This window comes from Achromobacter sp. MYb9, assembly GCF_002975275.1.
In the GTDB taxonomy this organism is placed as follows: Bacteria; Pseudomonadota; Gammaproteobacteria; order Burkholderiales; family Burkholderiaceae_B; genus Achromobacter.
The window spans coordinates 98,154-123,671 of the sequence record NZ_PCOQ01000003.1; the positions used below are offsets into that span (position 1 = coordinate 98,154).

The 25,518-nt window shown below is 65.4% G+C and carries 26 protein-coding genes; 20 read left to right on the forward strand and 6 right to left on the reverse strand.

The features are described 5' to 3' along the window. Positions 1–105: 105 nt before the first annotated feature. Complete coding sequence (locus CQ050_RS06880) at positions 106–1,074, reverse strand: tripartite tricarboxylate transporter substrate binding protein (protein ID WP_105556063.1); 969 nt, start codon at positions 1,072–1,074, stop codon at positions 106–108. A 96-nt stretch (positions 1,075–1,170) separates the two neighbouring features. On the opposite strand from CQ050_RS06880, the gene CQ050_RS06885 reads away from it, so the two are divergent. Together CQ050_RS06885 and CQ050_RS06890 are read left to right on the forward strand one after the other, a co-directional pair. Next, positions 1,171–1,899: an IclR family transcriptional regulator gene (locus CQ050_RS06885; protein ID WP_105556064.1), complete on the forward strand. Its 729-nt coding sequence runs from the start codon at positions 1,171–1,173 to the stop codon at positions 1,897–1,899. Between the two features lie 113 nt (positions 1,900–2,012). Next, positions 2,013–2,711 carry a hypothetical protein gene (locus tag CQ050_RS06890; protein WP_105556065.1) on the forward strand — a complete coding sequence of 233 codons (699 nt, stop codon included), beginning with the start codon at positions 2,013–2,015 and terminating at the stop codon, positions 2,709–2,711. 98 nt (positions 2,712–2,809) lie between these two features. Here CQ050_RS06890 and CQ050_RS06895 read toward each other — a convergent pair whose 3' ends face one another. The 3 genes from CQ050_RS06895 to CQ050_RS06905 all read right to left on the reverse strand — a co-directional run bounded on the left by CQ050_RS06895 (position 2,810) and on the right by CQ050_RS06905 (position 5,965). Further along, entirely contained in the window at positions 2,810–3,526 is a 717-nt protein-coding gene (locus CQ050_RS06895) for an IclR family transcriptional regulator (RefSeq protein ID WP_105556066.1), read from the reverse strand. Positions 3,527–3,543: 17 nt separating this feature from the next. Further along, a complete protein-coding gene (locus CQ050_RS06900; RefSeq protein ID WP_105556067.1) occupies positions 3,544–4,440 on the reverse strand; it encodes an NAD(P)-dependent oxidoreductase in 897 nt (298 codons plus the stop codon). Between the two features lie 70 nt (positions 4,441–4,510). Then, positions 4,511–5,965 carry an aldehyde dehydrogenase gene (locus tag CQ050_RS06905; RefSeq protein WP_105556068.1) on the reverse strand — a complete coding sequence of 485 codons (1,455 nt, stop codon included), beginning with the start codon at positions 5,963–5,965 and terminating at the stop codon, positions 4,511–4,513. A gap of 170 nt (positions 5,966–6,135) precedes the next feature. Here CQ050_RS06905 and CQ050_RS06910 point away from each other — a divergent pair, with 170 nt between their 5' ends. From CQ050_RS06910 to CQ050_RS06995, 18 genes are all read left to right on the forward strand, one after another. Further along, positions 6,136–7,104, forward strand: coding sequence for a tripartite tricarboxylate transporter substrate binding protein (locus CQ050_RS06910; protein WP_105556069.1), 969 nt, complete (start codon positions 6,136–6,138; stop codon positions 7,102–7,104). A gap of 99 nt (positions 7,105–7,203) precedes the next feature. Continuing rightward, a complete protein-coding gene (locus CQ050_RS06915; RefSeq protein ID WP_105556070.1) occupies positions 7,204–8,184 on the forward strand; it encodes a tripartite tricarboxylate transporter substrate binding protein in 981 nt (326 codons plus the stop codon). Positions 8,185–8,229: 45 nt separating this feature from the next. Next, positions 8,230–9,774 (forward strand): acyl-CoA carboxylase subunit beta, encoded by a 1,545-nt coding sequence (locus CQ050_RS06920; RefSeq protein ID WP_105556071.1) that lies wholly within the window; start codon positions 8,230–8,232, stop codon positions 9,772–9,774. Between the two features lie 20 nt (positions 9,775–9,794). Next, on the forward strand, positions 9,795–11,156 hold the full coding sequence (locus CQ050_RS06925; RefSeq protein WP_105556299.1) for an acetyl/propionyl/methylcrotonyl-CoA carboxylase subunit alpha: 1,362 nt from the start codon (positions 9,795–9,797) through the stop codon (positions 11,154–11,156). A gap of 73 nt (positions 11,157–11,229) precedes the next feature. Then, a complete protein-coding gene (locus CQ050_RS06930) occupies positions 11,230–11,442 on the forward strand; it encodes a biotin/lipoyl-containing protein (protein ID WP_105556072.1) in 213 nt (70 codons plus the stop codon). Between the two features lie 7 nt (positions 11,443–11,449). Continuing rightward, the gene (locus CQ050_RS06935; protein ID WP_105556073.1) at positions 11,450–13,537 is read left to right on the forward strand and encodes a 3-hydroxyacyl-CoA dehydrogenase NAD-binding domain-containing protein; all 2,088 of its coding nucleotides are present in this window, start codon (positions 11,450–11,452) and stop codon (positions 13,535–13,537) included. A gap of 55 nt (positions 13,538–13,592) precedes the next feature. Further along, on the forward strand, positions 13,593–13,991 hold the full coding sequence (locus CQ050_RS06940; protein WP_105556074.1) for a Zn-ribbon domain-containing OB-fold protein: 399 nt from the start codon (positions 13,593–13,595) through the stop codon (positions 13,989–13,991). Further along, positions 13,991–15,163 carry a thiolase gene (locus tag CQ050_RS06945; protein WP_105556300.1) on the forward strand — a complete coding sequence of 391 codons (1,173 nt, stop codon included), beginning with the start codon at positions 13,991–13,993 and terminating at the stop codon, positions 15,161–15,163. Before CQ050_RS06940 ends, CQ050_RS06945 begins: the two co-directional genes overlap by 1 nt. 37 nt (positions 15,164–15,200) lie before the next feature. Continuing rightward, the gene (locus tag CQ050_RS06950; RefSeq protein WP_105556075.1) at positions 15,201–15,893 is read left to right on the forward strand and encodes a 3-oxoacid CoA-transferase subunit A; all 693 of its coding nucleotides are present in this window, start codon (positions 15,201–15,203) and stop codon (positions 15,891–15,893) included. After that, complete coding sequence (locus tag CQ050_RS06955) at positions 15,883–16,554, forward strand: 3-oxoacid CoA-transferase subunit B (RefSeq protein ID WP_105556076.1); 672 nt, start codon at positions 15,883–15,885, stop codon at positions 16,552–16,554. Before CQ050_RS06950 ends, CQ050_RS06955 begins: the two co-directional genes overlap by 11 nt. A gap of 127 nt (positions 16,555–16,681) precedes the next feature. Continuing rightward, positions 16,682–17,062: a hypothetical protein gene (locus tag CQ050_RS06960; protein ID WP_233213849.1), complete on the forward strand. Its 381-nt coding sequence runs from the start codon at positions 16,682–16,684 to the stop codon at positions 17,060–17,062. Further along, positions 17,059–17,907, forward strand: coding sequence for an alpha/beta fold hydrolase (locus CQ050_RS06965; protein WP_105556078.1), 849 nt, complete (start codon positions 17,059–17,061; stop codon positions 17,905–17,907). Before CQ050_RS06960 ends, CQ050_RS06965 begins: the two co-directional genes overlap by 4 nt. A 49-nt stretch (positions 17,908–17,956) precedes the next feature. Next, entirely contained in the window at positions 17,957–19,120 is a 1,164-nt protein-coding gene (locus CQ050_RS06970) for an ABC transporter substrate-binding protein (protein ID WP_105556079.1), read from the forward strand. 18 nt (positions 19,121–19,138) lie between these two features. After that, the gene (locus tag CQ050_RS06975) at positions 19,139–20,008 is read left to right on the forward strand and encodes a branched-chain amino acid ABC transporter permease (RefSeq protein WP_105556080.1); all 870 of its coding nucleotides are present in this window, start codon (positions 19,139–19,141) and stop codon (positions 20,006–20,008) included. A gap of 3 nt (positions 20,009–20,011) precedes the next feature. Further along, entirely contained in the window at positions 20,012–20,986 is a 975-nt protein-coding gene (locus tag CQ050_RS06980) for a branched-chain amino acid ABC transporter permease (protein ID WP_105556081.1), read from the forward strand. Further along, on the forward strand, positions 20,983–21,765 hold the full coding sequence (locus CQ050_RS06985) for an ABC transporter ATP-binding protein (protein ID WP_105556082.1): 783 nt from the start codon (positions 20,983–20,985) through the stop codon (positions 21,763–21,765). The genes CQ050_RS06980 and CQ050_RS06985 overlap by 4 nt, the downstream gene beginning before the upstream one ends. Beyond that, a complete protein-coding gene (locus CQ050_RS06990; protein WP_105556083.1) occupies positions 21,752–22,465 on the forward strand; it encodes an ABC transporter ATP-binding protein in 714 nt (237 codons plus the stop codon). Before CQ050_RS06985 ends, CQ050_RS06990 begins: the two co-directional genes overlap by 14 nt. A 12-nt stretch (positions 22,466–22,477) precedes the next feature. Continuing rightward, on the forward strand, positions 22,478–23,284 hold the full coding sequence (locus CQ050_RS06995; RefSeq protein WP_233213851.1) for an N-acyl homoserine lactonase family protein: 807 nt from the start codon (positions 22,478–22,480) through the stop codon (positions 23,282–23,284). Positions 23,285–23,352: 68 nt separating this feature from the next. Here CQ050_RS06995 and CQ050_RS07000 read toward each other — a convergent pair whose 3' ends face one another. Next, on the reverse strand, positions 23,353–24,132 hold the full coding sequence (locus CQ050_RS07000; RefSeq protein WP_105556085.1) for a 1,6-dihydroxycyclohexa-2,4-diene-1-carboxylate dehydrogenase: 780 nt from the start codon (positions 24,130–24,132) through the stop codon (positions 23,353–23,355). Positions 24,133–24,147: 15 nt separating this feature from the next. Then, entirely contained in the window at positions 24,148–25,446 is a 1,299-nt protein-coding gene (locus CQ050_RS07005) for an MFS transporter (RefSeq protein ID WP_105556086.1), read from the reverse strand. Between the last annotated feature and the right edge of the window lie 72 nt (positions 25,447–25,518).

Sequence of the window (25,518 nt, forward strand, 5' to 3'; positions counted from 1 at the left end):
ATTCCTGTGTGGAGAAGAGGGTGATGCGGGGAGTGATCAGGCCGGCTTGATACCGGCTTCGCGAATGACCTTGCAGGGTTGGGAATAGCGGGCCTGCATGACGAATCACTCGACCTTCGCGCCCGATTCTTCGACGATCTTGCCCCAGCGGATGCGGTCGTCGTGGATCAGCTTGGCGAATTCCCCTGGCGTGCTGGTCAGCACGCGCGCGCCTTGTTCCTGGTACTTCACGCTCAGGTCCTTGGCCTGCAGAGCCTTGTTGAACTCCGCATTCAGGCGCTGCACGATGTCTTCGGGCGTGCCGGCCGGCGCGGCCAGGCCGAACCAGGTCACGGCTTCAAATCCCGGAAAGCCGCGCTCGGCAACGGTGGGCACGTCGGGCATATCGGGCACGCGCTGTGCCGAGGTCACCGCCAACGCGCGCATCTTGCCGTTGCGCACGTGGCCAATCAGCGTGGGCACTGATGACAGGTACATGTCGATCTGCCCGCCAATCAGGTCATTGGACGCTTGCGCCGCGCCCTTGTAAGGGATGTGCGTGAGCTTGATGCCCGCGGCATTCTGCAATTGCACCGCGGCCAGGTGAGCCACGGTGCCGTTGCCCGAGCTGGCGAAGTTCAAGGACTCCGGCTTGGCTTTGGCTGCGGCAAGCATGTCCTCGAAGGTCTTCAGCGGCGAATTGGCGGGAACCACGATCACCAGCGGGGCGTCCGCGACCAAGCCGATAGCGGTCAAGTCTTTTTCGGGGTCGTAGGGCAGCTTGGCGTAGAGCGTGGGATTGATCGCCAAGTTGCTGGTTTGGCCCAGTACCAGCGAATAGCCGTCCGGCGCCGACTTCGCTGCGGTATCCACGCCGATGTTGCCGCCCGATCCGGGTCTGTTTTCCGTGACGATGTTCCAGCCCGTATTGCTGGCCACCTTGAGCGCAGCCTCTCTGGCCAGCACATCGGTGCCGCCGCCAGGCGGGAAAGGAACGATCAGACGAATGGGTTTGTTGGGGTAGCCCTGCGCCGCGGCTAGGCCACTCACGCACACCAGGGCCAGGCCCGAAAGCACACGCGCGATCTGCTTCATGATTTGTCTCCGATCGTTGTTTTTGGTGGGAGGCATTGTGAATCCGTGTTCCGGCTAATACAATGCAAGTCCGTCAGATGAAACATGTTCCATACAATGAACGCAGATAAACCTAGCGATGCTGATGAGTCCTCGGCAGAAGAAGGCGTAGTGGCCGTGCGTCGAGCGATGAGCATCCTTGCGGCGTTCGGCGTGGAAGACACCCATCTCTCCCTGGCGGAACTGAGCCGACGCACCGGCTTTCACCGGTCCACCGTATTGCGCTTGGCGCGCACGCTCGCCATGGACGACTATCTGGCACAGCGACCGGACGGCACGTGGCGCCTGGCGCGCGCAGCCGGTTGGCTTGGCGCCTGCTACCAGGCCACGTTCAACATTGCGGAAATCGTGCAGCCGGTCCTGAGGGATGTATCGGCCACAACGGGAGAAAGCGCCACGTTCTATGTGCGCGAGGGCAAACAACGCATTTGCATGGCGCGGGTCGAAGGACCCAAATCAATCCGCCATCATGTGCGGATTGGCGCGGCGCTGCCGCTTGAACTGGGCTCGCCGGGACGTGTGCTGCTCGCGTTTTCCGGAGAGCCGGGCGAGCCTTACGAATCGGTGCGTCGCGCGGGCTACATGATTTCCCTGGGCGAGCGCGATGCGGAAGTCTCCAGCATTTCCGCGCCGGTCTACGGCATCAACTGGACGTTGCAGGGCGCGATCTGCATCTCGGGGCCGATTTCGCGCCTGACGGAAAGCGTGCTGCTCGAGCTCAAGGAACCCATTCTTACTGCAGCCAGTCGACTTTCGCGGTCGATGATGGGCGTTCGACAAGCGTAGGCAGGGCGAGGGCGATGGTGGAAGTGCGCGTGTTCCGTTGATCAGTTTTTGCGTCGAATCGCCCGCTAGAAATCGGGTACGCTTTGACGCTGGCAAATTCCAGGCAGCATGATATGTGGCGCACGTTCTGCAAAATGTCGCTGGCGGTGATTTGGGTACTTTGGCTGGGCGCCATGGCATGGTTTGCGGAGGGCATACTGCGGTACGTACTGTCCGCGGATGCGACGTTGGCGCCGATCATCCTTACGCCGGGACAGAGCGCGCACGCCGAGGTATACCGCATCCGCGAAGCGCCGCTGTGGATGGAAGCGCGTTTCGGCGGCCCGATGGGCAGGAAGCGGCCCGAATTGGGCGACCACACGGCCCGTGTGGGCACGCCGGGCTTTATCAACCCCGGAGAGCCGGTGCGGATTCGTGTGCGTGATGGCAAGGGACTGGACGTCATGGTGGCCGCTGCTCCCAGCAGCGGCGCCAGCGCCGCGCATTTCTACCGCAAACTCTGGCCTGAAAGTCATACCGATGGTGCGCTGCCCGAGACCGCGCCGCCCTTTCCGAAGCTGGCGAAGGGGACTTCGCATCTCACCTTCACGGTCGAAGAGGTCGGGCCGGCGCTTCAGGGCGAGCAGATCGAACTGGAAATCAGCGCACCCATCGGCCTCAAGCGTACCGCGCCCGGTTGGGACGATGTCTCCACCTTCATCTTCTGGCCCTTCATCGCTACGATCCTGAGCGTTTGGGCGCTGGTGTTGGCCGGGCTGACGTGGTGGTATCGTCGCCGGGTGCGGCGGGTAGCTCTAAAAGCACTCGCCTGAGTTCAAGCGTAGAAGTCCCATACGATGGTGCAAGCCGGCCGCAAGCGCGGCGGGCTCCGTATGACGTCATGACGTCATGACCTCAACACACCATGGCTTTACTTCGTGGAAGGCCAGCGTCCGCCCAGGGCGCGGGTGGCATCCGCCGCGGCTTCCTGCACCAGCTTGGCCATCTTCTTGACGGCGGCCGGCGAGTAGCGTTCTTTGGGGCCCGACAACGATATGGCGCCGCAGATGTCGCCATCCGGGCCGAACACCGGGCTGGCCACGGCCGCGCAGTTGGGGTCGCGTTCGCCCATCGACGTCAGCATCAGGCCGATCTCGGCCGGCGACTTGCCATCGACCAGGTAGGCGGTCAGCAGCCTGCCGGCGGCGCCCTTGTCAAGCGGCAGCAGGTCGCCGACGCGGATACGGTCCAGCGTGGAATGGTGTGAGTCCACGCGCAGCACGCAGGCGCGAGAGGTCGCGTCATGGTAGACGTGGAACGACGCGCTTTCCGTGCCTTTGTCGACCAGGCCTTGCAGCAGCGGCAGGATGGTTTCGGTCAGGCGGTAGGTGGCTTCGTACGCGCGCCCCAGGTGATGCGCGTAGGGCCCCAGGGAATAGCGGCCATCGGCGCGGCGCACCACCAGCGCCACTTTTTCAAGCGAAGCAATAAGCCGCAAGAGCGTGCTCTTGTAGAACCCCGTGGCCCGGGAAAGGTCCGCAAGCGTGATGGGCTCGGTGCGTTCTGCAACGGCCCCGACGATGGTCAGGGCGCGTTCGACGGCGGCGACGCCGTCAGTGGAATTGTCCTGAGTAGGGGTGCGACTCATTGGAATGGTAGGGGTGATTAGGCGGTGGTTCCCGACTCCGGATCGATCACCCGGCTGATGACCGGGAAATAGCGGTTGCCATGGCCCTGGGCCAACGCGGCGCTGAACCAGTGGTCAACGTTGCGGGCGCCCAGCGCTTGTACGCCGGTTTGTTCCGCCAACGCCAGCGCGTAGCGCAGGTCTTTGCGGGCATAGTCCACGGGGAAGGCTTTTTCGGGAAATTCACCGGGCAGAATAGCCTTTAAGCCGTGGTTGCGCAACGCGAAGCTATCCGCCGAACCACGCGTGAAAGTCTCCAGCAATACCTGCGGATCCACCCCCGAACGCCGTGCAATGGCGCGCGCTTCCGACAACGCCACCACGGTTTCGAACAGCACCATATTGTTCAGGATCTTCACGACCTGGCCGCTGCCGACAGGGCCGCAGTAGGTGATCTCGTTGGCGAAGGTGGATACCAGCGGCTTGACGCGCTCAAACGTCGATGCCTCGCCGCCGATCATGACGGACAGCGTGCCGGCCTCGGCGGCGGCGCGGGTGCGGGCAACGGGCGCGTCGATGAAGGTGGCGCCCTTGGCGGCGAATTCGCCGGCCAGTTCGCGCGTCACGTCAACGGGCGACGTGCTCAGGTCCACGATCAATTGACCACTGCGCGTATTGGCCAGCAGGCCGTCGGCGGCGCGCGCCAACTGCGCCACGACTTCGCCGGACGGCAGGGACAGGAACACCACGTCGCAGTCGCGCATGATCTGCTGGGCCGTCGCAGTCTGGACGCCATGCGGGGCCAGGCGCTGCAAGGGCGCCGCGTCGGTGTCGCAGCCCAGCACGGGCAGGCCGCCCTTGGTGGCCAGGTTGCGGCAGATGGGTTCGCCCATGACGCCCAGGCCGATGAAGCCGGCTCGTTGAAATTCAGACATAGGGATAGTCTCCGAAGAAAGGGGGCCGTCGTTGCGGCCCTGGAAAGAATGCGAACGGAACGCCTTCGGCTTACATGCCGAAGTAGATGCCCTTGGATTGTTGATACAGGCGCAGCCCGCTGACACCTTTTTCGCGGCCGATGCCGCTTTGCTTGAAGCCGCCGAACGGGGTGGATATCGACAATTGCTTATAGGTGTTGATCCATACGCTGCCGGCTTCCAGGCGCTTGGCCACGCGCCACGCGCGCCGGTAGTCCGCCGTCCAGACGCCGGATGCCAGGCCGTAGACGCTGTCGTTGGCCTGGTCGATCAAATCGTCTTCGTCGTCGAAGGTCAGCGCGCACAGGACCGGGCCGAAGATTTCTTCGCGCACCACGTGCGCATCGCGTGCCAATCCGCCCAGGATGGTGGGCCGGTAGAACGCGCCTGCTTGCAGCGCGTCGTCGTCAGGCCGCTGCGCGCCTAGTAGGACTTGCGCGCCGTCGCGCTTGGCGGATTCGACCATGCCTTCGATCTTGTCGCGGTGGCCGAACGATGCGATCGGGCCCATCTGGGCGCCGGCCGCATCGGGCAGGTTCACATTGAGCCGTGCGGCGCGCGCCACCAGTTTTTCGATGAACGAGGCCGCGATGCCGCGCTGCACGTAAAGCCGAGAACCCGCCACGCACGACTGCCCGCTGCCTTCGAAAATGCCGCCGATCACGCCCTCTATCGCCGCGTCCTGGTCTGCGTCATCGAACACGATATGCGGCGACTTGCCGCCCAGTTCCAGCGCGACGGGCATCAGCTTTTCGGCAGCGGCGTGGGCGATGGCGCGGCCGCTGGCGGTGCCGCCGGTGAACGACACCATGCGTACACCCGGATGTTCCACCAGGCGGCGGCCCACGGTGGCGCCCAGGCCGGTGACCACGTTCAGGATGCCAGGCGGCAAGCCGGCTTCCAGCGCGATGCGGCCCAGCACCAGCGCGGGTGACGAGGTCACCTCGGAAGGCTTCAAGATCACGGCGTTGCCAGCGGCCAGCGCGGGGGCGACCTTCTGCGCTTCCATCGTCAGCGGCGAGTTCCACGGCGTGATCGCCACGACGACGCCATAGGGTTCGTAGTGCGTCATCGACAGGTAGTTGCCGCGCGCCGGCGTAACCTCGGCGCCCAGCGTTTCGCAAACGCCCGCGTAGTACCGGAAAGTCGCCGCCGCACTGGCGACCTGCGTCTTGCATTCGGCCCAGACCTTGCCGTTTTCGATCATCTGCAAACGTGCCAGCAGATCCGCATGTTGCTCGATGCCGTCGGCCATTCGACGCAGGATCGCGGCGCGCTGGTGCGGCAGCATGTCGCGCCAGGCGGGCTGGCGTTGCGCCTGCCAGGCGGCGTCGACGGCTTGATCCACCTGGGCATCGGATGCCGCACTGACCAAATAATTTCGCGCGCCGGTGGCGGGGTTGATGGACGCAAACGCGGCGTCTTGCTGGGCGACCCATTCACCGCCGATCAGCATGGATTTAAGGGTTTCCGATGATTCGGACATGACGTGATGTTCCTCTCTTGATGGGATCTTTGGCGCGGCCGCCGGCAGCCTGCATGCATTTACTCGTTGACAGTCTGCGGCCGAAAAAATATAAAATAGAATAAGCGTTCTGTCTACAGGAACGGTAAGAATAAACAAACCGTCATTCGAAGACAAGAGGAGACAACTCGATGCACCGCAATTTCTTGTGCGCGCTGGCATGTGCCACGGCGCTGTTTGCGGGAACGGCGCACGCCGATTCCTATCCATCCAAACCCGTGTCGATGATCGTGCCGTATCCGGCCGGCGGCGCCACCGACGTGGTGGCGCGCGCCGTCGCCGAAAAGCTGACGCAGTCGTGGGGCCAGTCGGTCATTGTTGAAAACCGCGCGGGGGCGGGCACCACCATCGGCGCCAGTTCGGTGGCGCGAGCACCGGGCGATGGCTACACGCTGTTCATGACCACGTCCGCCCACACGATCAGCGGCCATCTGTACAGCAAGCTGAACTACGACCCGGTCAAGGACTTTGCGCCCATCACGCTGGTCACCAAGGTGCCGCTGGTGCTGGTGGTCAACCCCGCAATCCCCGCCAAGACGTTGCAGGAATTCCTGGCCTACCTGAAACAAAACAGCGGGTCGGTGAACTTTGCGTCCCCGGGCAACGGCACCGCGCAGCACCTTAGCGGTGAGCTGTTCAAGATCGCCACGCAGTCGGGCATCACCCATGTGCCTTACCGGGGCGATGCGCCGGCCTTTACGGACCTGGCGGGCGGACAGGTGCAAATGATGCTGGCCACGATTACGTCGGCGCTGCCGTTGATCGAGTCCGGCAAGTTGCGCGCGCTGGCCGTGGCCAACGGCACGCGCGTGCAGGCGCTGCGCAACGTGCCGACCTTTGCGGAAGCAGGCATGCCCGGCTTCGAGGCCGCGACGTGGTTTGGCTTGCTTGCACCGGCGTCACTGCCGCCGGCGCAAGCGCAACGCATCTATGAAGACGTGTCGAAGATCGTGGCCACGCCCGCGATGCAGGCGCGTATCGAAAGCTTGGGCGGGGAAGTCGTCAACAGCACCCCGCAGGCCTTCGCCGCCTTCATGTCGAGCGAACAGGAGAAGTGGGGGCGGGCCGTCAAGGCGTCCGGCGCCGTCGCTGCGCAGTAATCACAACGCCAGGCATGGAGCCAGGCACAGAAACAGCCCGGAGCCGCGCGCCGATGCAGCGCAAGGCACGGGTTCAGGCAATCACGGAGGAGACACATCATGACAGTTTCAAAATGGCTGGCAGCAAGCGTGTTCGTGTTGTCGACGGCGGCGCCCCTCGTGGCAAGCGCCGCTGATTATCCCAATGCGCCGGTGAAGTTCGTCGTGGGCTTCAGCCCCGGCAGCACCATCGATACGGTGGCGCGCATCGTCGGCGAAGCCTTATCCGCGCGAATGAAGCAAACGTTCGTCGTGGACAATAAGACCGGCGCCAACGGCATGATCGCGGCGCGCGCCGTCGCGCAGGCCAAGCCGGACGGCTACACCATCCTGGTCAGCAATTCCAGTTCGATCACCGTCAATCCCTTGCTCTACAAGGACCTGCAATACGACCCCTTGAAGGATTTTGCCCCGGTGACGACGGTGATGTCGGTGCCGTTCATCCTGACCATCAATGCCGAGAACCCCCGCGTGGCGGGCGTAACCGACGTCAAGTCGCTGGTGGCGTTGGCCAAGCGCAATCCGAACACAATCAGCTATGGCTCGGCCGGCAACGGCAACCTGATGCACCTGGCGGGCGCGCAGCTTGCCGCCATGTCCGACGTGCAGATGTTGCATGTGCCGTACCGGGGTGCCGCGCCGATGGAGGCCGGCCTGCTGTCCAAAGAAGTGGACTTCGGCTTTGACACGTTATCCGGCGTGCCGCTTATCAAAGCCGGCAAGCTGCGCGCGCTGGCCGTGTCGTCCGCCGACCGGTGGCATGACCTGCCGGACGTGCCCGCGGTATCCGAGCTGGGGTATCCCGGCTTCGACATCTCGTTCTGGGTCGGCATCTTCGCGCCGGCGGGCACGCCGCAGGCCGTGGTGGACCGGCTGAACCGCGAGATCGCAGCCGTAACCCAGGACCCCGACGTGCGCGCACGGCTGGCGGCGCAGGGAAATCCGCTGACGCAATCGCCGCAGGCTTTCCGCCAGAAGATCGCGGAAGAGCTCAAGCAAAACGAAGCGCTGATCAAGCGCGCCAATATCAAGATCGATTGATCGGGCGGCGACCGCCGCATCGGCAATGGGCAGGGAGGAGCACACGTGTCCTGGGATAAAGAACTGCAAGAACTGGCGCTGCGCAAAGCACTGGCGCAGCGCATGGGGGGCGAGGCCAAGGTGCGCCGGCATCGAGAGGGCGGCAAGCTGCCGGTGCGCGAACGTATTGTGCGCATGGTCGATGCGGACTCGTTTCGCGAGGTGGGCGCGCTGACGGGCAGCGGGGAATACGATGCCGAAGGCCGCTTGACGGACCTGACGCCGTCGAACCTGCTGATCGGCCGCGCCAAGGTCGAAGGGCGTCCGGTGGTAGTGGCCGCCGACGACTTCACGGTGCGTGGCGGCGCTAACGACGGCGCGGTGGGTGACAAGCTGGTCGAGGCTGAACGCATGGCGCATGACCTGCGGCTGCCGTTATTGCGGCTGGTGGACGGCACGGGCGGCGGCGGGTCGGTGCGCAATATCGAGATAAAGGGCCATAGCTTGCTGCCCAAGCTGCGCATGTGGCCCCTGATGGCGCAGAACCTGGCCACGGTGCCGGTAGTGTCGCTGGCCTTGGGGTCGGTGGCGGGCCTGGGCGCGGCGCGCGTCGCTGCCAGCCACTACGCCGTCATGGTGCGCGAGACCTCGCAGCTGTTCATCGCCGGCCCGCCGGTGGTGGCGCGCATCGGCCAGACGCTGGACAAGAATGAACTGGGCGGCAGCGACATCCATACTCGCAATGGCGTGGTGGACGACGAAGCCGATTCGGAAGCGGACGCCTTCGCCATGGCGCGGCGCTTCCTGTCTTATCTGCCGCGCTCGGTGCATGAATTGCCGCCGCGCGCGACCGGCGCCGTCGCCGCGGCCGACCAGGATTGGCTGCGCGGCGCGATCCCCGCCGACCCGCGCGCGGTCTACAAGATGCGGCCCATCGTGTCGGCCTTGATGGACGAGGGATCGTTCATGGAAATCGGCAAGCGCTGGGGCAGGGCGGTGATCACGGGCCTGGCCCGGATCGACGGCTGGCCGGTGGCGGTGTTCGCCAGCGACCCCTATCACTACGGCGGCGGCTGGGACGGCCCGGCGGCCGAAAAATTCACGCGCCTGCTCGACCTGGCCGAGACCTTCCACCTGCCGGTCGTGAATCTGGTGGACGTGCCCGGTTTCCAGATCGGCCTGAACGCCGAGAAGGCCGGCGCCATGCGCTACGGCGTGCGCGCCTTGACGGCGGTGGCGCAATCCACCGTGCCCTGGTGCTCGATCATCGTGCGCAAGGCCTTCGGCGTGGCGGGCGGCGGCCACCAGAGCGCGGGCCGCTTCAATTTCCGCTACGCCTGGCCGTCGGCCCAGTGGGGATCGTTGCCGGTGGAAGGCGGTCTGGAAGTGGCCTACAAGGCCGAGATCGAAGCCGCCGCCGACCCCGAGGCCAAGATGCGTGAAATTGAAGCGCGCGTGCGCGGCCTGACCTCGCCGTTTCGCAGCGCCGAAGCTTTCGTGGTGGAAGACATTATCGATCCGGCCAGCACGCGGCAGGTGCTGGAAGAGTTCGTGGAAGTGGTCGCGCCCTTGCGTGAACCCGGTCCGCGCGCATTTGGGTACCGGCCATGACGCCGGTTCTGGAGCGCAACATGAAGCGAGTCATCGTCACCAACCGGGGGGCCGTCGCCTGGCGCGTCATCCGCGCGCTGCGCGCGCTGGGCCTGGAATCGGTCGCCGTCTATTCCGAGGCGGACCGCGATCTTCCTTATCTGCGTGAAGCCGATGTGGCGGTTCCGATTGGTCCGGCGCCCGCCGTGCAAAGTTACTTGAACCGCGACACGCTGCTGCGCGTGGCGCGCGAGACGGGCGCCGATGCACTGCATCCCGGTTATGGGTTTCTATCCGAAAACGCGGACTTTGCCGAGGCCGTGGAATCGGCCGGCATGATCTTCGTGGGCCCGTCGCCGCGCTGGATCCGAATGCTGGGGCACAAGACGCGGGCGCGAGATGCGATGCGGGCGTTGGGCATGCCGATGGCCGCCAGCAGTGCCGTATTGGGCGCCGACCTTGACGCGGTGCGCCATGCGGCCGGGGACCTGGGCTACCCGGTGCTGATCAAACCGGCGTCGGGTGGTGGCGGCATCGGCATGATTCCCCTGCACGGCCCGCAGGATGTGGAACCCGAATGGGCGCGGGCACGGCAGATCGCGGAACGCAGCTTTGGCGGATCGGACCTGTATCTGGAAAAGCTGCTGGGCAACCCGCGACATGTTGAATTCCAGTTCCTGGCGGACCGCCATGGGCAAGTGCGCTGCCTGTACGAGCGCGACTGCTCTACGCAGCGTCGGCACCAGAAAGTACTGGAAGAAGCGCCCGCGCCGGGGCTGAACCGGGGCGCGGTGGCCGACATGGCCGCGAAGCTGGAAGGCATGCTGTCGACGTTGGGATACGACGTGATCGGCACCGTCGAAATGCTGTATACGCCCGAGTCCGGCTTTTCGTTCCTGGAAATCAATACCCGCCTGCAAGTCGAACACGCCGTGACGGAAGCGGTTACGGGCGTCGACATCGTGGCCGCGCAACTGAAGCTGGCGGCGGGCGAGCGCATGGACAGCGTGTTGGCGCGGGTGCCGCCCTTGCAGGGGCATGCGCTGGAGGCGCGCGTCTACGCGGAAGACCCTGTGCGCTTCCTGCCATCGCCGGGCGTGCTGCGAGGCTTTAACCCGCCCGAGTTGCCCGGCGTGCGCGTGGAGACGGGCTACGCACAGGGCTGCCGCGTGTCTAGCCATTACGACCCGATGTTGGCCAAGGTGATCGCGCATGCCGCCACGCGCGATAAGGCCTTGCTGTTGTTGAGGCAAGCGCTGGCGCAGTTTCACGTGGATGGCGTCAAGACCAACATTCCCTTCATTTTGCAGGTACTGGACGACCCGGGCTTTGGCGCGGGCCAGGTGTCCACCGGCATGGTGAGCCGCATTCTGGATGCGCCGCGCGCGGCACAGGCGGCGTGAAGCAGACAAGCGAGCCAGGCGGGTCTGGCAGCCATCGCAGCACGTCCGAACCGAAACAGACAAGGAGACAACAATGTTCAAAGTAGAAACGCCCGTGGTGGGCCGAGTGGTTGCCGTCAGCGTGCGCCCAGGGCAGCGCGTGGACGCCGGCGATAGCGTGATCAAGGTGGAGTCGATGAAGATGGAAATCCCCGTCGAAGCCGAACGCGCGGGGATCGTGGCTCGCGTGCTGGTGGGTGAAGGGGACGAGGTGGACGAAGGCCAGGTCGTGGTTGAACTGGAGTAACGCCGCCATGCTGATCCATACGGAACGGACGGAAGCCGGCCAGGTTGCGTTGTTGCGATTGCGCAATCCGCCCGTCAACAGCCTGAGCGCGGCGTCGCGGGCGGAGCTGCACGCCGCGATCAGCGACGCACTGGCGGACCCGCATGTACGCGCGCTGGTCTTGGCAGGTGACGGGGACTTCTTTTGCTGCGGCGCAGAAATCCGCGAATTCAATACTCCGATGTCGACGCGCGAACCGACATTGCGGTCTTTGATTGCGTTGATTGAAGGCGCGTCCAAGCCCGTGGTCGCCGCGATCCATGGCGCGGCACTGGGTGGTGGGCTGGAACTGGCGCTGGGTTGTCACTTTCGCGTGGCGCGGGAGGGCGCGTCGTTGGGTCTGCCCGAAGTGAAGCTGGGCGTGCTGCCCGGCGCGGGTGGGACGCAGCGGCTGCCCAGGATTGTCGGGGTCGAGCGCGCGCTGACGATGATCGCGCAGGGCGACCCGATCGATACCGCAACCGCCCTGGACTGGGGCCTGCTTGATGCAGTAGTGGCCGACACTCTGCCCGAACGCGCCGCCGCCTATGCGTCGACGGCGGCCGACGCGCCGCTGGCCGGTCGCAATGTCGGCGCGCGCCAGGTACCGGCGGTGTCCGATCCAGGCGTGTACGAGCGCGCCCGCGAACAGGCCGCTCGCCGTTATCGGGGCTGCGTGGCGCCGTTGGCCTGCATCGCCTGCGTGGAAGCCGCCACTCACGGCACGCTTGAAGACGGCTTGGCGGTTGAGCGCGAGCGCTTTCTGGAATTGGTCAACGGCAGCCAGTCCAAGGCGCAGCGTCACGTGTTCTTTGCCGAACGCGCCGCCGTCAAATTGCCGAAGGACTGGACGGCGACGGCCGCCATCAACACGGTAGGCGTGGTCGGCGCGGGCACGATGGGCGGCGGAATCGCGATGAGCCTGGCGAACGCCGGGCTTGACGTCGTGCTGGTCGAGCGCGATGCGCAGGCACTGGAACGCGGCTGGTCGGCGATCCGCAAGAACTACGCCGCGACGGCGGCCAAGGGCAAGCTGACGGCGGCGCAGGTGGACGAACGCCAGGCGCGCATACGCCCGTCGCTGGTGATGGACGACCTGCGCAACGCCGATCTGGTGATCGAGGCCGCGTTCGAGGACATGGACGTCAAGCGTCAGATCTTCACCGCGCTGGACGCGGTCTGCAAGCCGCAGGCCATCCTGGCGTCGAATACGTCGCGCCTGGATATCGACGCGATAGCCGGTTTCACCCGCCGGCCGGTGCAGGTGCTGGGCATGCACTTCTTCAGCCCGGCCAACGTCATGCGATTGCTGGAAGTGGTCAAGGGCCGCCAGACCGACGGAAACGTGGTCGCCACGGTGTTCCGGCTGGCGCGGCGCATGGGCAAGCTGCCGGTGCTGGTGGGGGTATGCGACGGGTTTGTCGGCAATCGCATGGTCAGCCCGTACACGCGCGAGGCGCATTTCCTGTTGGAAGAAGGCGCGTCGCCGTCGCAGGTGGACGGCGCCTTGCAGCGCTTCGGGCTGGCCATGGGGCCGCTGCGCATGGCGGACATGGCGGGCCTGGACATCAGCTGGGCGTTTCGCAAGCGCACGGCGTCGACGCGGCCCGCGCACCTGCGCTATTCGCGCGTGGCCGACAGCCTGTGCGAACAAGGGCGCTTTGGACAGAAGACGGGCAGCGGCTTTTATCGCTACGCACCAGGCAGCCGTGAACCGCTGGAAGACCCGCAGGTGCTGGCGTTGATCGAGGCATGCGCGCGCCAGGACGGCATCGTGCGACGCGACATCACGGATGAGGAAATCGTGCAGCGCACGATGTACGCGCTGGTCAACGAAGGCGCCCGCATCCTGGAAGAGGGCATCGCCCGCCGCGCGTCCGACATCGACGTCATCTACGTCAACGGCTACGGCTTTCCGGCGCATCGGGGTGGGCCGCTGTTCTATGCAGACCAGCAAGGGCTGCCGAATGTGCTGGCCACGATTCGGGGCTTTCACGACCAACACGGCGAACTCTGGCAGCCGGCACCGTTGTTGGAACGGCTGGTGGCGCAGGGCAAGCGCTTTGCGGACTTGTAAATCAGCGGCCGGCGCATCGGGCGCGGCGACGCAGAATAAATAGAAGGAGACAGCAATGCACACGGAACAAGCCGAAGCCCCGTCGCGGGGGCCGCAGGAACAGTACTTTGCCGCGTTGGCCGAAGGGCGCTTCCGGATTCAACGTTGCGCGGCATGCGAGCGGCATCAGTTCTTTCCCCGCACGCTATGCGTGCATTGCGGTGCGACGGACCTGGCGTGGATGGACCCCGCTGGCACCGGCACGGTCTATTCGTTCAGCATCGTGCGGCGCAAACCGGAAGCGGGCGGCGACTACAACGTGGCGCTGATCGATCTGGACGAGGGCGCGCGCATGATGAGCCGGGTGGACGGTGTGCCGCTGGAGCGGCTGCGGATCGGCATGCCGGTCAAGGCGCGGGTGTTGCTGGATGTGGCCCAGCCGCTGGTGGTGTTCGAGCCGGTGGAGGCCGCATGATGACGCTGGATTCACTGCGCGGGCGGGTCGCCATTGTCGGGGTAGGGCATGCCGGGCTGGGAGAGGCGCACGGCTACACCGAGATGGAAGTGCTGGCACAGGCTGCGTCACGGGCAGTCGCCGATGCGGGGCTGACGATGCGGGATATCGATGGGCTGGCCACGTGCAGTTCGTCGGCCACGATGTGGAGCATGCCCGTTGCCGAATACCTGGGCGTGCGGCCGCGCTATATCGAAGCCACGATGCTGGGAGGGTCCAGTTTTGTCTCGCATCTGCTGCCCTCGGTGATGGCGCTGGCGTCGGGGCAATGCAATGCGGTCCTGGTCTGCTATGGCAGCACGCAGAAGACCGCCACGTTCGGCCGCAAGGAAGGCGTCAAGGCGCGGACACTGCTGGACCCGCAGCCTTTCGAACATCCGTATTCGCCGCTACAGCCGGTTACGTCCTACGCATTGGCCGCCGCCCGCCATATGCATCAATACGGCACGACCCGGGGGCAGTTGGCCGAAGTGGCCGTCGCGGCCCGCGCGTGGGCCGCGCTGAACCCCGAGGCCGCGATGCGCGACCCCCTGTCCATCGATGACGTGCTTCGGTCACGCCCCGTCTCGGATCCATTGACGGTGCGCGATTGCTGCCTGGTGAGCGACGGCGGTGGTGCCTACGTGATGGTGCGCGCCGACCGAGCCCGCCAGCTGCGGCAGCCCCCCGTGTACGTGTTGGGCAGCGCCACGGCGGTGTGGAACCGCCAGATCTCGTCCATGGAAGACCTGACCGTGACGGCGGCGGCCGAATCGGGCAAGCGCGCGCTGGTCATGGCCGGCCTGAACGTGGCGGACGTCGACGTGGCCGAGCTTTATGACGCCTTCACGATCAACACGCTGCTGTTCCTGGAAGACCTGGGCTTTTGCAAGAAGGGCGAAGGCGGCGCCTTTGTGCAGGGCGGCGGTATTGCGCCCGGAGGTCGTCTGCCGGTGAACACGAACGGCGGTGGGCTGTCGTGCGTGCATCCTGGCATGTACGGCATCTTCCTGGTCATTGAAGCCGTACGTCAATTGCGGGCGCAGGCGGGCGAACGCCAGGTGCCGGGCGCCGAGATCGCCCTGGTGCATGGCAACGGCGGCACCTTGTCCAGCCAGTCCACCGCGATCCTGGGCGGCCCGTCCACGCGCTGACGCGCGGCGACTGCCCCTCCTTAGAAAAGGGACTTCCATGCTGGACAAAACAGTCGATACGCTGGCCGCCGCGGTGGCCGACGTGCAAGACGGCGCGGTGATCCTGATCGGCGGCTTTGGCGCCTCGGGCGTGCCGACCGATCTGGTCTGCGCGCTGCTTGCGCAAGGCGCGCGCGACCTGACCATCGTCAACAACAACGCGGGCAACGGCGAACGCGGCCTGAGCCAACTGGTGCGAGCCGGGCGCGTACGCAAGATGATCTGCTCGTTTGCGCGGTCGTCGGATCGCAAGAAGCCGAACGCCGCCGCGTTCGCCGAGGCTTACCACGCGGGCAAGATCGAGCTTGAGTGCGTGCCGCAGGGCACGATGGCCGAGCGCATGCGCGCGGCAGGCGCGGGGCTGGGGCCGTTTTTCACGCCCACCGCCTATGGCACGCCGCTGGCGCAAGGCAAGGAGACCCGCGTGATAGACGGCGTGGGCTACGTGCTGGAAGCCCCGCTGAAAGGTGACTTTGCTTTCGTCAAGGCGCGCACGGCGGACCGCTGGGGAAATCTGGTGTACCGCTACGCCGGGCGCAACTTCGCGCCGGTGATGTGCATGGCCGCGACCACCACGGTGGCGCAAGTGGACAGCATCGTGGAACTGGGTGGCATCCCGCCCGAACACGTCATGACACCGGGAATTTTCGTCAAGCGAGTGGTAAAGGTAGAGGGCAACCATGGCCTATGAAAAGCTGAGCCGACGGCAGATAGCCCGTCTTGTCGCCCTGGACATTCCGGATGGCGCCACCGTCAACCTGGGCATCGGCATACCGACGCTGGTGTCTGCCTTTTTGCCGGCCGACCGCGATGTGCTCCTGCACACCGAAAACGGCATCGTGGGCATGGGGCCAGGCGACCCTGATGCACCGCTGGACCTGGACCTGATCAATGCCAGCAAGGAACCGGTGACGCTATTGCCCGGCGCATCCATCACCGACCACGTGGTGTCGTTCGCCATGATGCGCGGCGGCCACCTGGATCTGACGGTGCTGGGTGCGTTCCAGGTCTCCGCGCGCGGTGATCTGGCCAACTGGGACACCGGCGCGCCGGGCACGATTCCGGCGGTGGGCGGCGCGATGGACCTGGTGGCCGGCGCGCGCCAGGTCTACATCACGATGGACCACGTCACCAAGGACGGCCAGCCCAAGATCGTGCGCGAATGCACCTACCCGCTGACCGGCGCGGGCGTGGTCGACCGCATCTATACCGATCTGGCCATCATCGACGTGCTGTCCGACGCCATGCGGGTCAACGCCATGGTGGCGGGATTGCGCTTCGACACCTTGCAGGACCTGACGGATTGCCCGCTGACGCTGGCGGAAGATTGGCGGGTGTTGCCGCCGGAATAACGTTCGGCTCGTACTTTCCCCTTGTTGACACGGGGAGTTTTCGATACTTAGAATGTTCTTATAGCAAGAATAGACGTTCTGCACATAAGAACGACATGGGCGGGAAGAGACAATGGAAAACCACGCTATGCCAACGCAAGACGCGTCGGACGCGCAGCTTGCGCATCGATTCCGAAGCCGTGCGCTGTTGTTCTCGCGGCCGCGCCAGGTCGACATGGACCTGCTGCTGCGGGTCGGCGACGCGCCGGTGCTTATCTGCATCCGTGACGGGCGTGTCATGACCGCCGATGCACCTGGCGCGCCGCTGCCTTCCTGCGACGTATCGCTGCGCGCAACTGCCGCCGCCTGGTCGCGCTTCTGGCAAGCCGTGCCGGACGCGGGCTGGCATGACATCTTTGCGCTGAGCAAGCGCGGCGAGCTTTCTATCGAAGGCAACCTGCAACCCTTGATGGCGCACTTGCAGTTCGTCAAGGACCTGTTGGCTACCGGCCGCAAGGTGCAAGCATGAACGCCGCGCTGGAACCTATCGTTGGCCGTTACCTGACCGTCGACATCGGCGGCAAGCCCTGCCGCGTCTACTTCGAAGAAGCGGGCGAGGGCATTCCACTGGTCTGCCTGCATACCGCGGGCGCCGACAGCCGCCAGTACCGCCACATGATGTGCGATGCCGACATCACGTCGCGCTATCGCGTCATTGCCTTTGACATGCCATGGCACGGCAAGTCCTACCCGCCACCCGGCTGGCAGGACGAGGAATACCGCTTGTCCACCGAACGCTATGTGGAAACCGTGATGGCGTTCTGCCAGGCGTTGGCGCTGGATCGCCCCGCGCTGATCGGCTGCTCGATCGGCGGGCGCATCGTGTTGCAGCTGGCGCATCAGCACGCCGACCATTTTCGCGCCTTGATCGGCGTGGAAGCGGCTGATTTCCAGCAGCCCTGGTACGACACCTCGTGGCTGCATCGCGGTGACGTCCATGGCGGCGAGGTCTGCGCCGCCTTGGTGTCCGGGCTGGTCGCGCCGCAGTCGCCAGCTGTCCATCGCCACGAAACCTTGTGGCAATACATGCAGGGCGGCCCCGGCGTGTTTCGCGGCGACCTGTATTTCTACCGCGTGGACGGCGATTTGCGGGGTCGGCTGGACGGCATACGCACCGACCGTTGTCCGCTGTTTTTGTTAACGGGGGAATACGACTTTTCGTGCACGCCCGAAGACACGTTGCGCACCGCCGCCGGCATCCCCGGCGCCCAGGTCACCATCATGCGCGAGTTGGGGCATTTCCCAATGAGCGAAAACCCACAGCAGTTTCGCGGCTACATCATGCCGGTGCTGGACGCCATCGCAGGCCTATAGCGCGGCATCAACGACGGGCAGGCACTGCCCGCGATCCACAGGAGGCATCATGCGTTATCCGATCATTCTGGCCGGCATCTTCGCCCTGGCCGCAGTTCCCGCCGTGCAGGCGCAAGAGACGCTGAAACTTGGCGCGCTGGTCACGCTGTCCGGCGCGGGCGCCGCCTGGGGGCAGGGGATGAAGAACGCCGCCGAGATCGCGGCGGATCAGGTGAACGAGGCGGGCGGGCTGGACGTTGGCGGCAAGAAGTACCGGGTCCAGGTGGTGGCCTATGACGACAAGTACCAGGCTAACGAAGCCGTCACCGTGGCCAACCGCCTGGTGTTCGAGGACAAGGTGCGCTACGTGATTGGCCCGGTCGGATCCGCGCCTGTGCTGGCGATCCAACCCATGACGGAAAAGAACAAGGTGATCGTGATGACCTTGGGCTTTACCGCCAAGGCGCTGGCCGCGGACAAGCCCTTTACCTTCCGCCCGAACGTGACGACCGCCGAGGTGTCGCAGCCGCAGATCGACTGGTTGGTCAAGTCGCAAGGCCTGCGCAAAGTGGGCGCGCTGTTTCCCAACGACGAAACCGGGCAGCAGATCGCGCTGGATCTGGAAGCTGCATACAAGAAGGCGGGCGCGGCCTTGTCCGTCAAGGAGTTCTTCGAACGCGACCGGGTCGATTTCGTGCCCGTGTTGACGCGCATGATGGCGCGCGGCATCGACGCCATCGAACTGGACGGCAATTCGCCCACCACGGCCGGGCTGATCGTCAAGCAGGCGCGCGAACTCGGGTTTGAAGGGCGCATCGTGCGCACCGGCGGCCCCGCCACCCAAGAAATCGTCAACGTGGCCGGCAAGACGGCCACCGAGGGCATGTTCGTCCATACACCGATTGATCCAGACTTGCCCGCCACCAAGGCCTACGCCGAACGCTACGCCGCCAAGTACAAGCACGCCATGAACGGCTTCAGCCCCGCCTTTTATGACGGCACCAACATGCTGTTTGAAGCCATGCGCCGCGCCGGCACGGTGGAAGACACGGACCGCGTGCGTGTCGAACTGGAAAAGCTGGAAGGTTTTGACGGATCCCTGGGCAAGCTTAGCTGGACAGGCAAAGCCATGTACGGCATCAACCACCAGTTGAACGCGCCGTTCTACGTGGCCGAGGTCAAGGATGGCCGCGAGGTGATCCGCGCGCGCTGCACCGTCGAGGGATGCCGCTAGCGCGGCGGGGGATGCCACGTGGATTGGAGCATTTTGCTGACGCAGGCCACGATCAACGGTTTGATCGTGGGGCTGCTGTATCTGTTGATGGCGGTGGGATTCACGCTGGTGTTCGGCGTGATGCGGATGGTGAACTTCGCCCATGGCGAGTTCTACATGCTGGGCGCCTTTGGCGCCTATTACCTGACGACCCAGGCGGGCTTTTCGTTCCTGCCCGCCGTGGCGCTGACCTTTGCGTTGGCGGTGGCCGGCGGCGCGGTGCTGGAATGGGGCGTGCTGAAGCCGTTTCGCCGGGACGAACTGAACGGCATGATCGCCACCATCGGCCTGGCGATGATCCTGCAAAACCTGGCCTTGATGTTCTTCGGGCCGGACCCCTTGTCCATGCCCGCCGTGGCGCAGGGAACCGCCCGCATGGGTAAGGTCGTCGTGCCCTTGTCGCGCGTGTACGTGGTGGTGTTCGCCTTGCTGGCGCTGGGCTTGCTGTATGGCTTCCTGCGTCATTCAAAGCCGGGCCGCGCACTGCGCGCCGTGGTCGAGGACTTTGAAATCGCCGGCATCCAGGGGATTCGCTCGCGCATCTATTACCCGCTGGGTTTTGGCCTGGGGGTGGGGCTGGCGGCGGTGGCCGGCGCGCTGATGGCGCCGCTGTTTTCGGTGTCGCCGTTCGTGGGCGCCACGCCGCTGCTCAAGGCATTCATCGTGGTGATCCTGGGCGGGTTGGGCAGCATTCCCGGGGCCGCCTTCGCGGGCCTGGCGCTGGGTCTGGCGGAAAGCTATGGCAGCCTGCTGTTCGACAGCAGCACGGCGGACATGCTGATCTTCGCCATCGTGATCGTGATGTTGGTCGTGCGGCCCAAGGGGCTGCTGGGCCGGGGGGAGGCATAAGCCATGACGGACCTTTCGCTTGACGCAGGCATGGCGCGGCCCGCGCCCTTACGCTGGCTGTTGTGGGCCGCCTTGGCCGTCGCGGCGTTCACGCCCTGGTTTGCCGGACCGTTCGTGCAGCACCTGGCGGTGCTGACCTGCCTGAACGTACTGATCGTCAACGGCTTGGCGTTGATCGCGCGCTGCGGGCAGTTGTCGCTGGGGCATGCGGCCTTCGTCGCGCTGGGCGCCTACGGCTCGGTACTGGCCGCGCGTTATCTGGGATGGAGCTTTCTGCCCGCCACGTTGGTCGGCGTGGCGTTGACAGCGTTGGTGGCGCTGACGCTGGGCGCAATCATCCTGCGCTTGAAAGGCGTTTATTTCGTGTTGGTGACGTTCGCGTTCGGGGAATTGGTGCGGCTGATCCTGCTGGACGGCTCGTCCTGGTCTGGCGGCGCGAACGGCATCGCCAGCATCCCGCCGGCCGCGCTGGCCGGTATTGTGTTCGATACGCGCGCCAGCTTTTACGGCCTGGCGCTGTGCGTGGCCCTCGCCTCCGTGGCGCTCTTGAGCGTGGTGGCAAGACAGCCGTTCGGTCATGCCATCGACGCCGTGGCGGAAAACCCCGCGCTGGCCGAGTCCACCGGCCTTGGCGTGCACCGGATCCAGCTGTGCGCCTTTGTGGCCGGTTGCGCGTTGGCGGCGGCGGGCGGCGCCTTGCAGGCGCGCTACGTGGGGTATGTGTCACCCGAGTCGTTCAACGCCAGCATTTCCATCGGCTTCATCATCATGCTGGTCATCGGGGGGCGCCGGTCGGTATGGGGCGGGCTGATCGGCGCCATGGTGCTGACGCCGCTGCCCGAGCTGTTTCGCGGCGCGGTGCAGACGCAGCACATTTTCTATGGCGCGGCGCTGATCCTGATCTTGCGCTTTCTGCCGGCGGGCCTGGCCGGCTTGCCGGGGCCGTGGCAGGCGCGCCGGCACAAGGAGTCCCAATGACCCAGCCTTTATTGCAGGTGCAGGGCCTGTCGCGCAGCTTTGGCGGACTGACGGCCTTGCGCGACGTCAGCTTCGCCGTCGCCCCGGGCGAGATCGTCGGCCTGATCGGCCCCAACGGCGCGGGCAAGACGACGGCGTTCAACGTCATTAGCGGCACGATGCCGCCGTCGGCGGGTTCCGTGCATTTCGACGGCCGCGATATTTCAGGCGGGCCGCCCAGCCGTGTGGTGGTGCGAGGGCTGGCGCGCACGTTTCAATCCACTTCCACCTATCCCGAGGCCACGGTGGCTCAGAACATTCGGCGCGGCATGCTGTCGCGGGTTCGACATTCGTGGCTGCGCCATCTGGCCGGGCGTGACCAGGACTTGTTGTCGGCGCCGGAGGTGGCGCGGGAGGTGGACCGGCTGCTGGTCCTGCTTGACCTGCAAGGCTGGCGCGACGCGGCGGCCGGGTCGCTGGCCTATGGTTTGCAGAAAAAACTGGGCATCGCCGTGGCGCTGGCCTGCCGGCCGCGCATGTTGCTATTGGATGAGCCGGCGGCGGGCCTGAACCACGAAGAATGCAACGAGCTGGGGCGTTTACTGCGTCGCCTGCAATCCGAGGAAGGGCTGACGATGCTGCTGGTGGAACATCACATGGCGCTGGTCATGGAACTTTGCCATCGCATCGTGGTGCTGGTGCAAGGAGAGAAAGTCGCCGAGGGCACGCCGCAAGCCATTCGCGACAACCCCGCCGTGATCGAAGCCTATCTGGGAGCCCCCGACTATGCCCATGCTTGAAGTCCAGGACCTGAAGGTTCGATACGGGCCGCTGGAGGCCGTGCGCGGCGTCAGCTTCACGGTTGAACAAGGCCAGATCGTTGCGCTGGTTGGCTCGAACGGCGCGGGCAAAAGTTCCACCTTGAAAGCGCTGATCGGCCTGGCGCCGGCGGCGGGCGGGCGCATTGTGTTTGAAGGGCGGGACATCGTGCGGCTGGGTTCGGCGGCGCGTGTGTCGGCCGGGCTGGCCTTGTCGCCAGAAGGGCGGCGCTTGTTCGGCCGCATGACCGTGCTGGATAACTTGATGGCGGGCGCGCATGGGGTCAGCTCGCGTAGCCGCGTTCGCGCGCGGCTGGACGAGGTCTACACGCTGTTTCCGCGTGTGCAGGAACGGCGCGCGCAGTTGGCGGGATCATTGTCGGGTGGCGAGCAACAGATGGTGGCGATTGGCCGCGCGTTGATGGCGCAACCTCGTCTGCTGATGCTTGACGAGCCGTCGTTGGGCATCGCGCCCAAGGTCGTGGCCGAGATCGCGGACGCCATTCAACGCATCAACCGCGATAGCGGCATCGCCATTGTGCTGGTCGAGCAGAACGCGCGGCTGGCGCTGCGCCTGGCGCATCACGCCTATGCGTTCGAACATGGCGAGGTGGTGCGCAGCGGCAAGGGCGCCGAACTGCTGGCCGACCCCTTCGTGCAGAAAGCCTATCTGGGCATTTGAATGAGTCTGGCGATGCAAACCGTTCTTCCGGAATATGAGGTCTACGCCATCCGCTACGCCCGGATGCCGCGCCAGCGACGCGACAACTTCCTGGGCGGCGATCCGCACGACGGCGACATGCCCATGGACTTCTTCGTGTGGCTGATACGCGGCGCGGGCCGCGTTGTGCTGGTCGACACGGGTTTCAACGCCGACATGGCGCGCATGCGCCGCCGCGAACTGATCCAGTGCCCCATCGCGGCCCTGGCCCCGCTGGGCGTGCAGCCCGAAGACGTGCAGCACGTGGTGCTGACCCATCTGCATTACGACCACGCGGGCAACCTGGACCTGCTACCGAGAGCGCGTTTTCATGTGCAGGACGATGAGCTGGACTACGCCACCGGCCGCTGCATGTGCTTTGAACCGCTGCGGCATGCCTATGCAGTGGAAGACGTGGTCACGCTGGTCAGGCGCGTCTACGACGGCCGGGTGCAGTTTCACGACGGCGACCGGACGTTGCTGCCGGGGGTCGAACTGCTGCACATCGGCGGCCACACGAAAGGCCTGCAAGCGGTGCGCGTGCATACCGAACGCGGCTGGGTGGTGCTGGCGTCGGACGCCAGTCATTACTACGAGAACATGGGGCAGGGCAGGCCGTTTCCGATCGTCTACAACACGGCCCAGATGCTGTCGGGCTACGCGAAGCTATATGGCGCGGCGCAATCCGATCAGCATGTCGTGCCCGGGCATGACCCGTTGGTGCTGGATCGGTATCCCAAGTGGCAGGATTCGCCGCATGTGGCGATGTTGCATCGACCACCGCGGCTTTATGGTGGGTAGAAATCCCGCGAAGCGCCAATGGCCGGATGCATGGCGCCTGCAAGCCGGCCGCCCCTTGCCGGGAAGCCTTACCCCAAATGCCCGCCCGCGACGTACATCACCTGCCCGGTGACATACGACGCTTCCGGGGCGGCCATGAAACAGATGGCGGCGGCGACTTCCTCCATGCTGCCCATGCGGTGCATGGGCGTGGTTGCCAGGCAGTCGGCGTACATCTCTTGTTGCCAGGCTTGGTCCTGCTGCGACGGCGGCTCGGTATTGCGCGGGATGGCGCGCACGCCGTTGTCCAGCGCACCGGGCGACACGCAATTCACGCGCACGCCGCTTTCGGCAAGCTCCAGCGCCATGCAGATGGTGGCGGCATGCACGCCGCCCTTGGACGCGGAGTACGGCACACGATAGATGCCGCGCGTGGCGTTCGACCCCACGTTGACGATTGCGCCGCGCCCTTGCTTGCTCATTACCGGAATGACTTCCCGGCACGACCACAACGTGGGCCACAGCGAGCGGTTCACTTCGCGCTGCATCTCGTCGGGCGTGTATTCCCAGAAGGGTTTCATCCAGATGGTGCCGCCCACGTTGTGCACCGACACGTCAATGCGGCCGTGGGTGTCCATGGCGTATTCCACCATTGCCTGCGCGCCGGCATGCGTTTCCAGGTCGGCGCTGATGAAGGACGCTTGACCGCCTTCTTCGCGGATCTCGCGGGCCACGGTCGCGCCCAGATCGGCGGCCCGGTCGACGAGGACCACGCTGGCGCCTTCGGCGGCAAGCCGCCTGGCCGTGGCGCGGCCCACGCCTTGGGCGGCGCCGGTGACCAATGCAATCTGATTTTCAAAGCGGTTCATAAGACGGTTTCCGATTTAGTGCGCGCGCGACAGGTCGCCCGGCACGGGCCGCGCGGTCTTGGTGTCGACGGCCAGCACCGCCAGCAATGCCCCGGCCAGCGGAACCGCAAGCGCCAGGAAGAAGCCCGACGGACCGAACCAGCCCAGGAAGCTGCCACCGACGGCCGAGCCAATGATGGCCCCGGCGCGGCCGATGCCGATTGACCAGCCCGTGGCGGTCGCGCGCAGCGCGGTGGGATAGGCGCCGATCACCAGGTAGTTCAGCGCCAATTGTTGGCCGCCGATACCCAGGCCGGCGGCGCCGATCAGAATGAACACCAGCGTCCAGTCAGTGCCCGCATACCCCAGGCCCAGCGACACCGCGATGCCCAGCGCAAACATGGCCATCAACAGCGAGCGCGTCGGCACGCGCGGCATCAGATAGGACAGCGGAATCGCGCAGACGATGAAGACCAGGTTCACGGTGAACGTGCCCATGGGCGCCTGGTCGGCGGGCAGCCCGGCGGCCTTGAGCACGGTGGGCAGCCACGAAAGCAGCATGAACCACGCGACCCAGTTCAGCAGATAGATCGACCAGATTGCGATGGTCTTGCGCGCGTAGCCATCGGCAAATAGGGCCTTGACGCTGGCGCGGATGGTGGCGTCTTCCGGCACGGTGAAGCGCGTGCCGGCCGGCAGCGGCTGGCCCGAGATCTTGGCAAGGATGCGAGCCACATAGCCCTGGCCGGCGGCGTCGCCGCGCATGGCCTTGAATTGCAGCGATTCCGGCAGCAATGCGAACAACGCAACCAGCAACACCAGCGGCGCGATGCCACCGACGATGAAGATGCCTTGCCAGCCAATCACCGGCAGCATGCGCGCGGCGAGCAAGCCGCCCAGCATGGCACCGGCCGGCAGGCCCAGCAGCACGCCGGTGATGACGGTGCCGCGCAGGCGGGCGGGCGCATACTCGGCGGCCAGCGCCAGCACGATGGGGGTGCAGCCGCCCATGCCCAGGCCGGCGATAAAGCGCAGCGCCAGGATTTGCCAGGTTTCCGTGGCGCCGGCGGTCAGCAGCGTTGCCAGACCAAACACGGCTACGCCCATCAAGGCGGCGGGCCGACGGCCGATGCGGTCACCCACCAAGCCCAGCAACATCGCGCCCACGGTCATGCCGACGATGCCGGCGGTAAGAATCGGCGCCAGTTCACCCGACTGCAGCTTGAAGGCGACCAGAATAGCCGGGCCGGTAAAGGCCATTGCCTGCGTATCAAAGCCGTCGAACAAGGCAATCAGAAAACACAGAATCAAAACACGCCATTGAAAGGCGCTCATTCGATTCTTATCAATCAAAGTGGGTATGGATAGCGTTGCTGCCGACATGGGAGTCCCCTCGTGGTTCGCTTG

Excerpts from the sequence above, each read along its gene's own strand:
- CQ050_RS06880 (WP_105556063.1), bottom strand. The coding sequence starts at position 1,074 with ATGAAGCAGATCGCGCGTGTGCTTTCGGGCCTGGCCCTGGTGTGCGTG.
- CQ050_RS06885 (WP_105556064.1), top strand. The coding sequence starts at position 1,171 with ATGAACGCAGATAAACCTAGCGATGCTGATGAGTCCTCGGCAGAAGAA.
- CQ050_RS06890 (WP_105556065.1), top strand. The coding sequence starts at position 2,013 with ATGTGGCGCACGTTCTGCAAAATGTCGCTGGCGGTGATTTGGGTACTT.
- CQ050_RS06895 (WP_105556066.1), bottom strand. The coding sequence starts at position 3,526 with ATGAGTCGCACCCCTACTCAGGACAATTCCACTGACGGCGTCGCCGCC.
- CQ050_RS06900 (WP_105556067.1), bottom strand. The coding sequence starts at position 4,440 with ATGTCTGAATTTCAACGAGCCGGCTTCATCGGCCTGGGCGTCATGGGC.
- CQ050_RS06905 (WP_105556068.1), bottom strand. The coding sequence starts at position 5,965 with ATGTCCGAATCATCGGAAACCCTTAAATCCATGCTGATCGGCGGTGAA.
- CQ050_RS06910 (WP_105556069.1), top strand. The coding sequence starts at position 6,136 with ATGCACCGCAATTTCTTGTGCGCGCTGGCATGTGCCACGGCGCTGTTT.
- CQ050_RS06915 (WP_105556070.1), top strand. The coding sequence starts at position 7,204 with ATGACAGTTTCAAAATGGCTGGCAGCAAGCGTGTTCGTGTTGTCGACG.
- CQ050_RS06925 (WP_105556299.1), top strand. The coding sequence starts at position 9,795 with ATGAAGCGAGTCATCGTCACCAACCGGGGGGCCGTCGCCTGGCGCGTC.
- CQ050_RS06930 (WP_105556072.1), top strand. The coding sequence starts at position 11,230 with ATGTTCAAAGTAGAAACGCCCGTGGTGGGCCGAGTGGTTGCCGTCAGC.
- CQ050_RS06935 (WP_105556073.1), top strand. The coding sequence starts at position 11,450 with ATGCTGATCCATACGGAACGGACGGAAGCCGGCCAGGTTGCGTTGTTG.
- CQ050_RS06940 (WP_105556074.1), top strand. The coding sequence starts at position 13,593 with ATGCACACGGAACAAGCCGAAGCCCCGTCGCGGGGGCCGCAGGAACAG.
- CQ050_RS06945 (WP_105556300.1), top strand. The coding sequence starts at position 13,991 with ATGACGCTGGATTCACTGCGCGGGCGGGTCGCCATTGTCGGGGTAGGG.
- CQ050_RS06950 (WP_105556075.1), top strand. The coding sequence starts at position 15,201 with ATGCTGGACAAAACAGTCGATACGCTGGCCGCCGCGGTGGCCGACGTG.
- CQ050_RS06955 (WP_105556076.1), top strand. The coding sequence starts at position 15,883 with ATGGCCTATGAAAAGCTGAGCCGACGGCAGATAGCCCGTCTTGTCGCC.
- CQ050_RS06960 (WP_233213849.1), top strand. The coding sequence starts at position 16,682 with ATGCCAACGCAAGACGCGTCGGACGCGCAGCTTGCGCATCGATTCCGA.
- CQ050_RS06965 (WP_105556078.1), top strand. The coding sequence starts at position 17,059 with ATGAACGCCGCGCTGGAACCTATCGTTGGCCGTTACCTGACCGTCGAC.
- CQ050_RS06970 (WP_105556079.1), top strand. The coding sequence starts at position 17,957 with ATGCGTTATCCGATCATTCTGGCCGGCATCTTCGCCCTGGCCGCAGTT.
- CQ050_RS06980 (WP_105556081.1), top strand. The coding sequence starts at position 20,012 with ATGACGGACCTTTCGCTTGACGCAGGCATGGCGCGGCCCGCGCCCTTA.
- CQ050_RS06985 (WP_105556082.1), top strand. The coding sequence starts at position 20,983 with ATGACCCAGCCTTTATTGCAGGTGCAGGGCCTGTCGCGCAGCTTTGGC.
- CQ050_RS06990 (WP_105556083.1), top strand. The coding sequence starts at position 21,752 with ATGCCCATGCTTGAAGTCCAGGACCTGAAGGTTCGATACGGGCCGCTG.
- CQ050_RS06995 (WP_233213851.1), top strand. The coding sequence starts at position 22,478 with ATGCAAACCGTTCTTCCGGAATATGAGGTCTACGCCATCCGCTACGCC.
- CQ050_RS07000 (WP_105556085.1), bottom strand. The coding sequence starts at position 24,132 with ATGAACCGCTTTGAAAATCAGATTGCATTGGTCACCGGCGCCGCCCAA.
- CQ050_RS07005 (WP_105556086.1), bottom strand. The coding sequence starts at position 25,446 with ATGAGCGCCTTTCAATGGCGTGTTTTGATTCTGTGTTTTCTGATTGCC.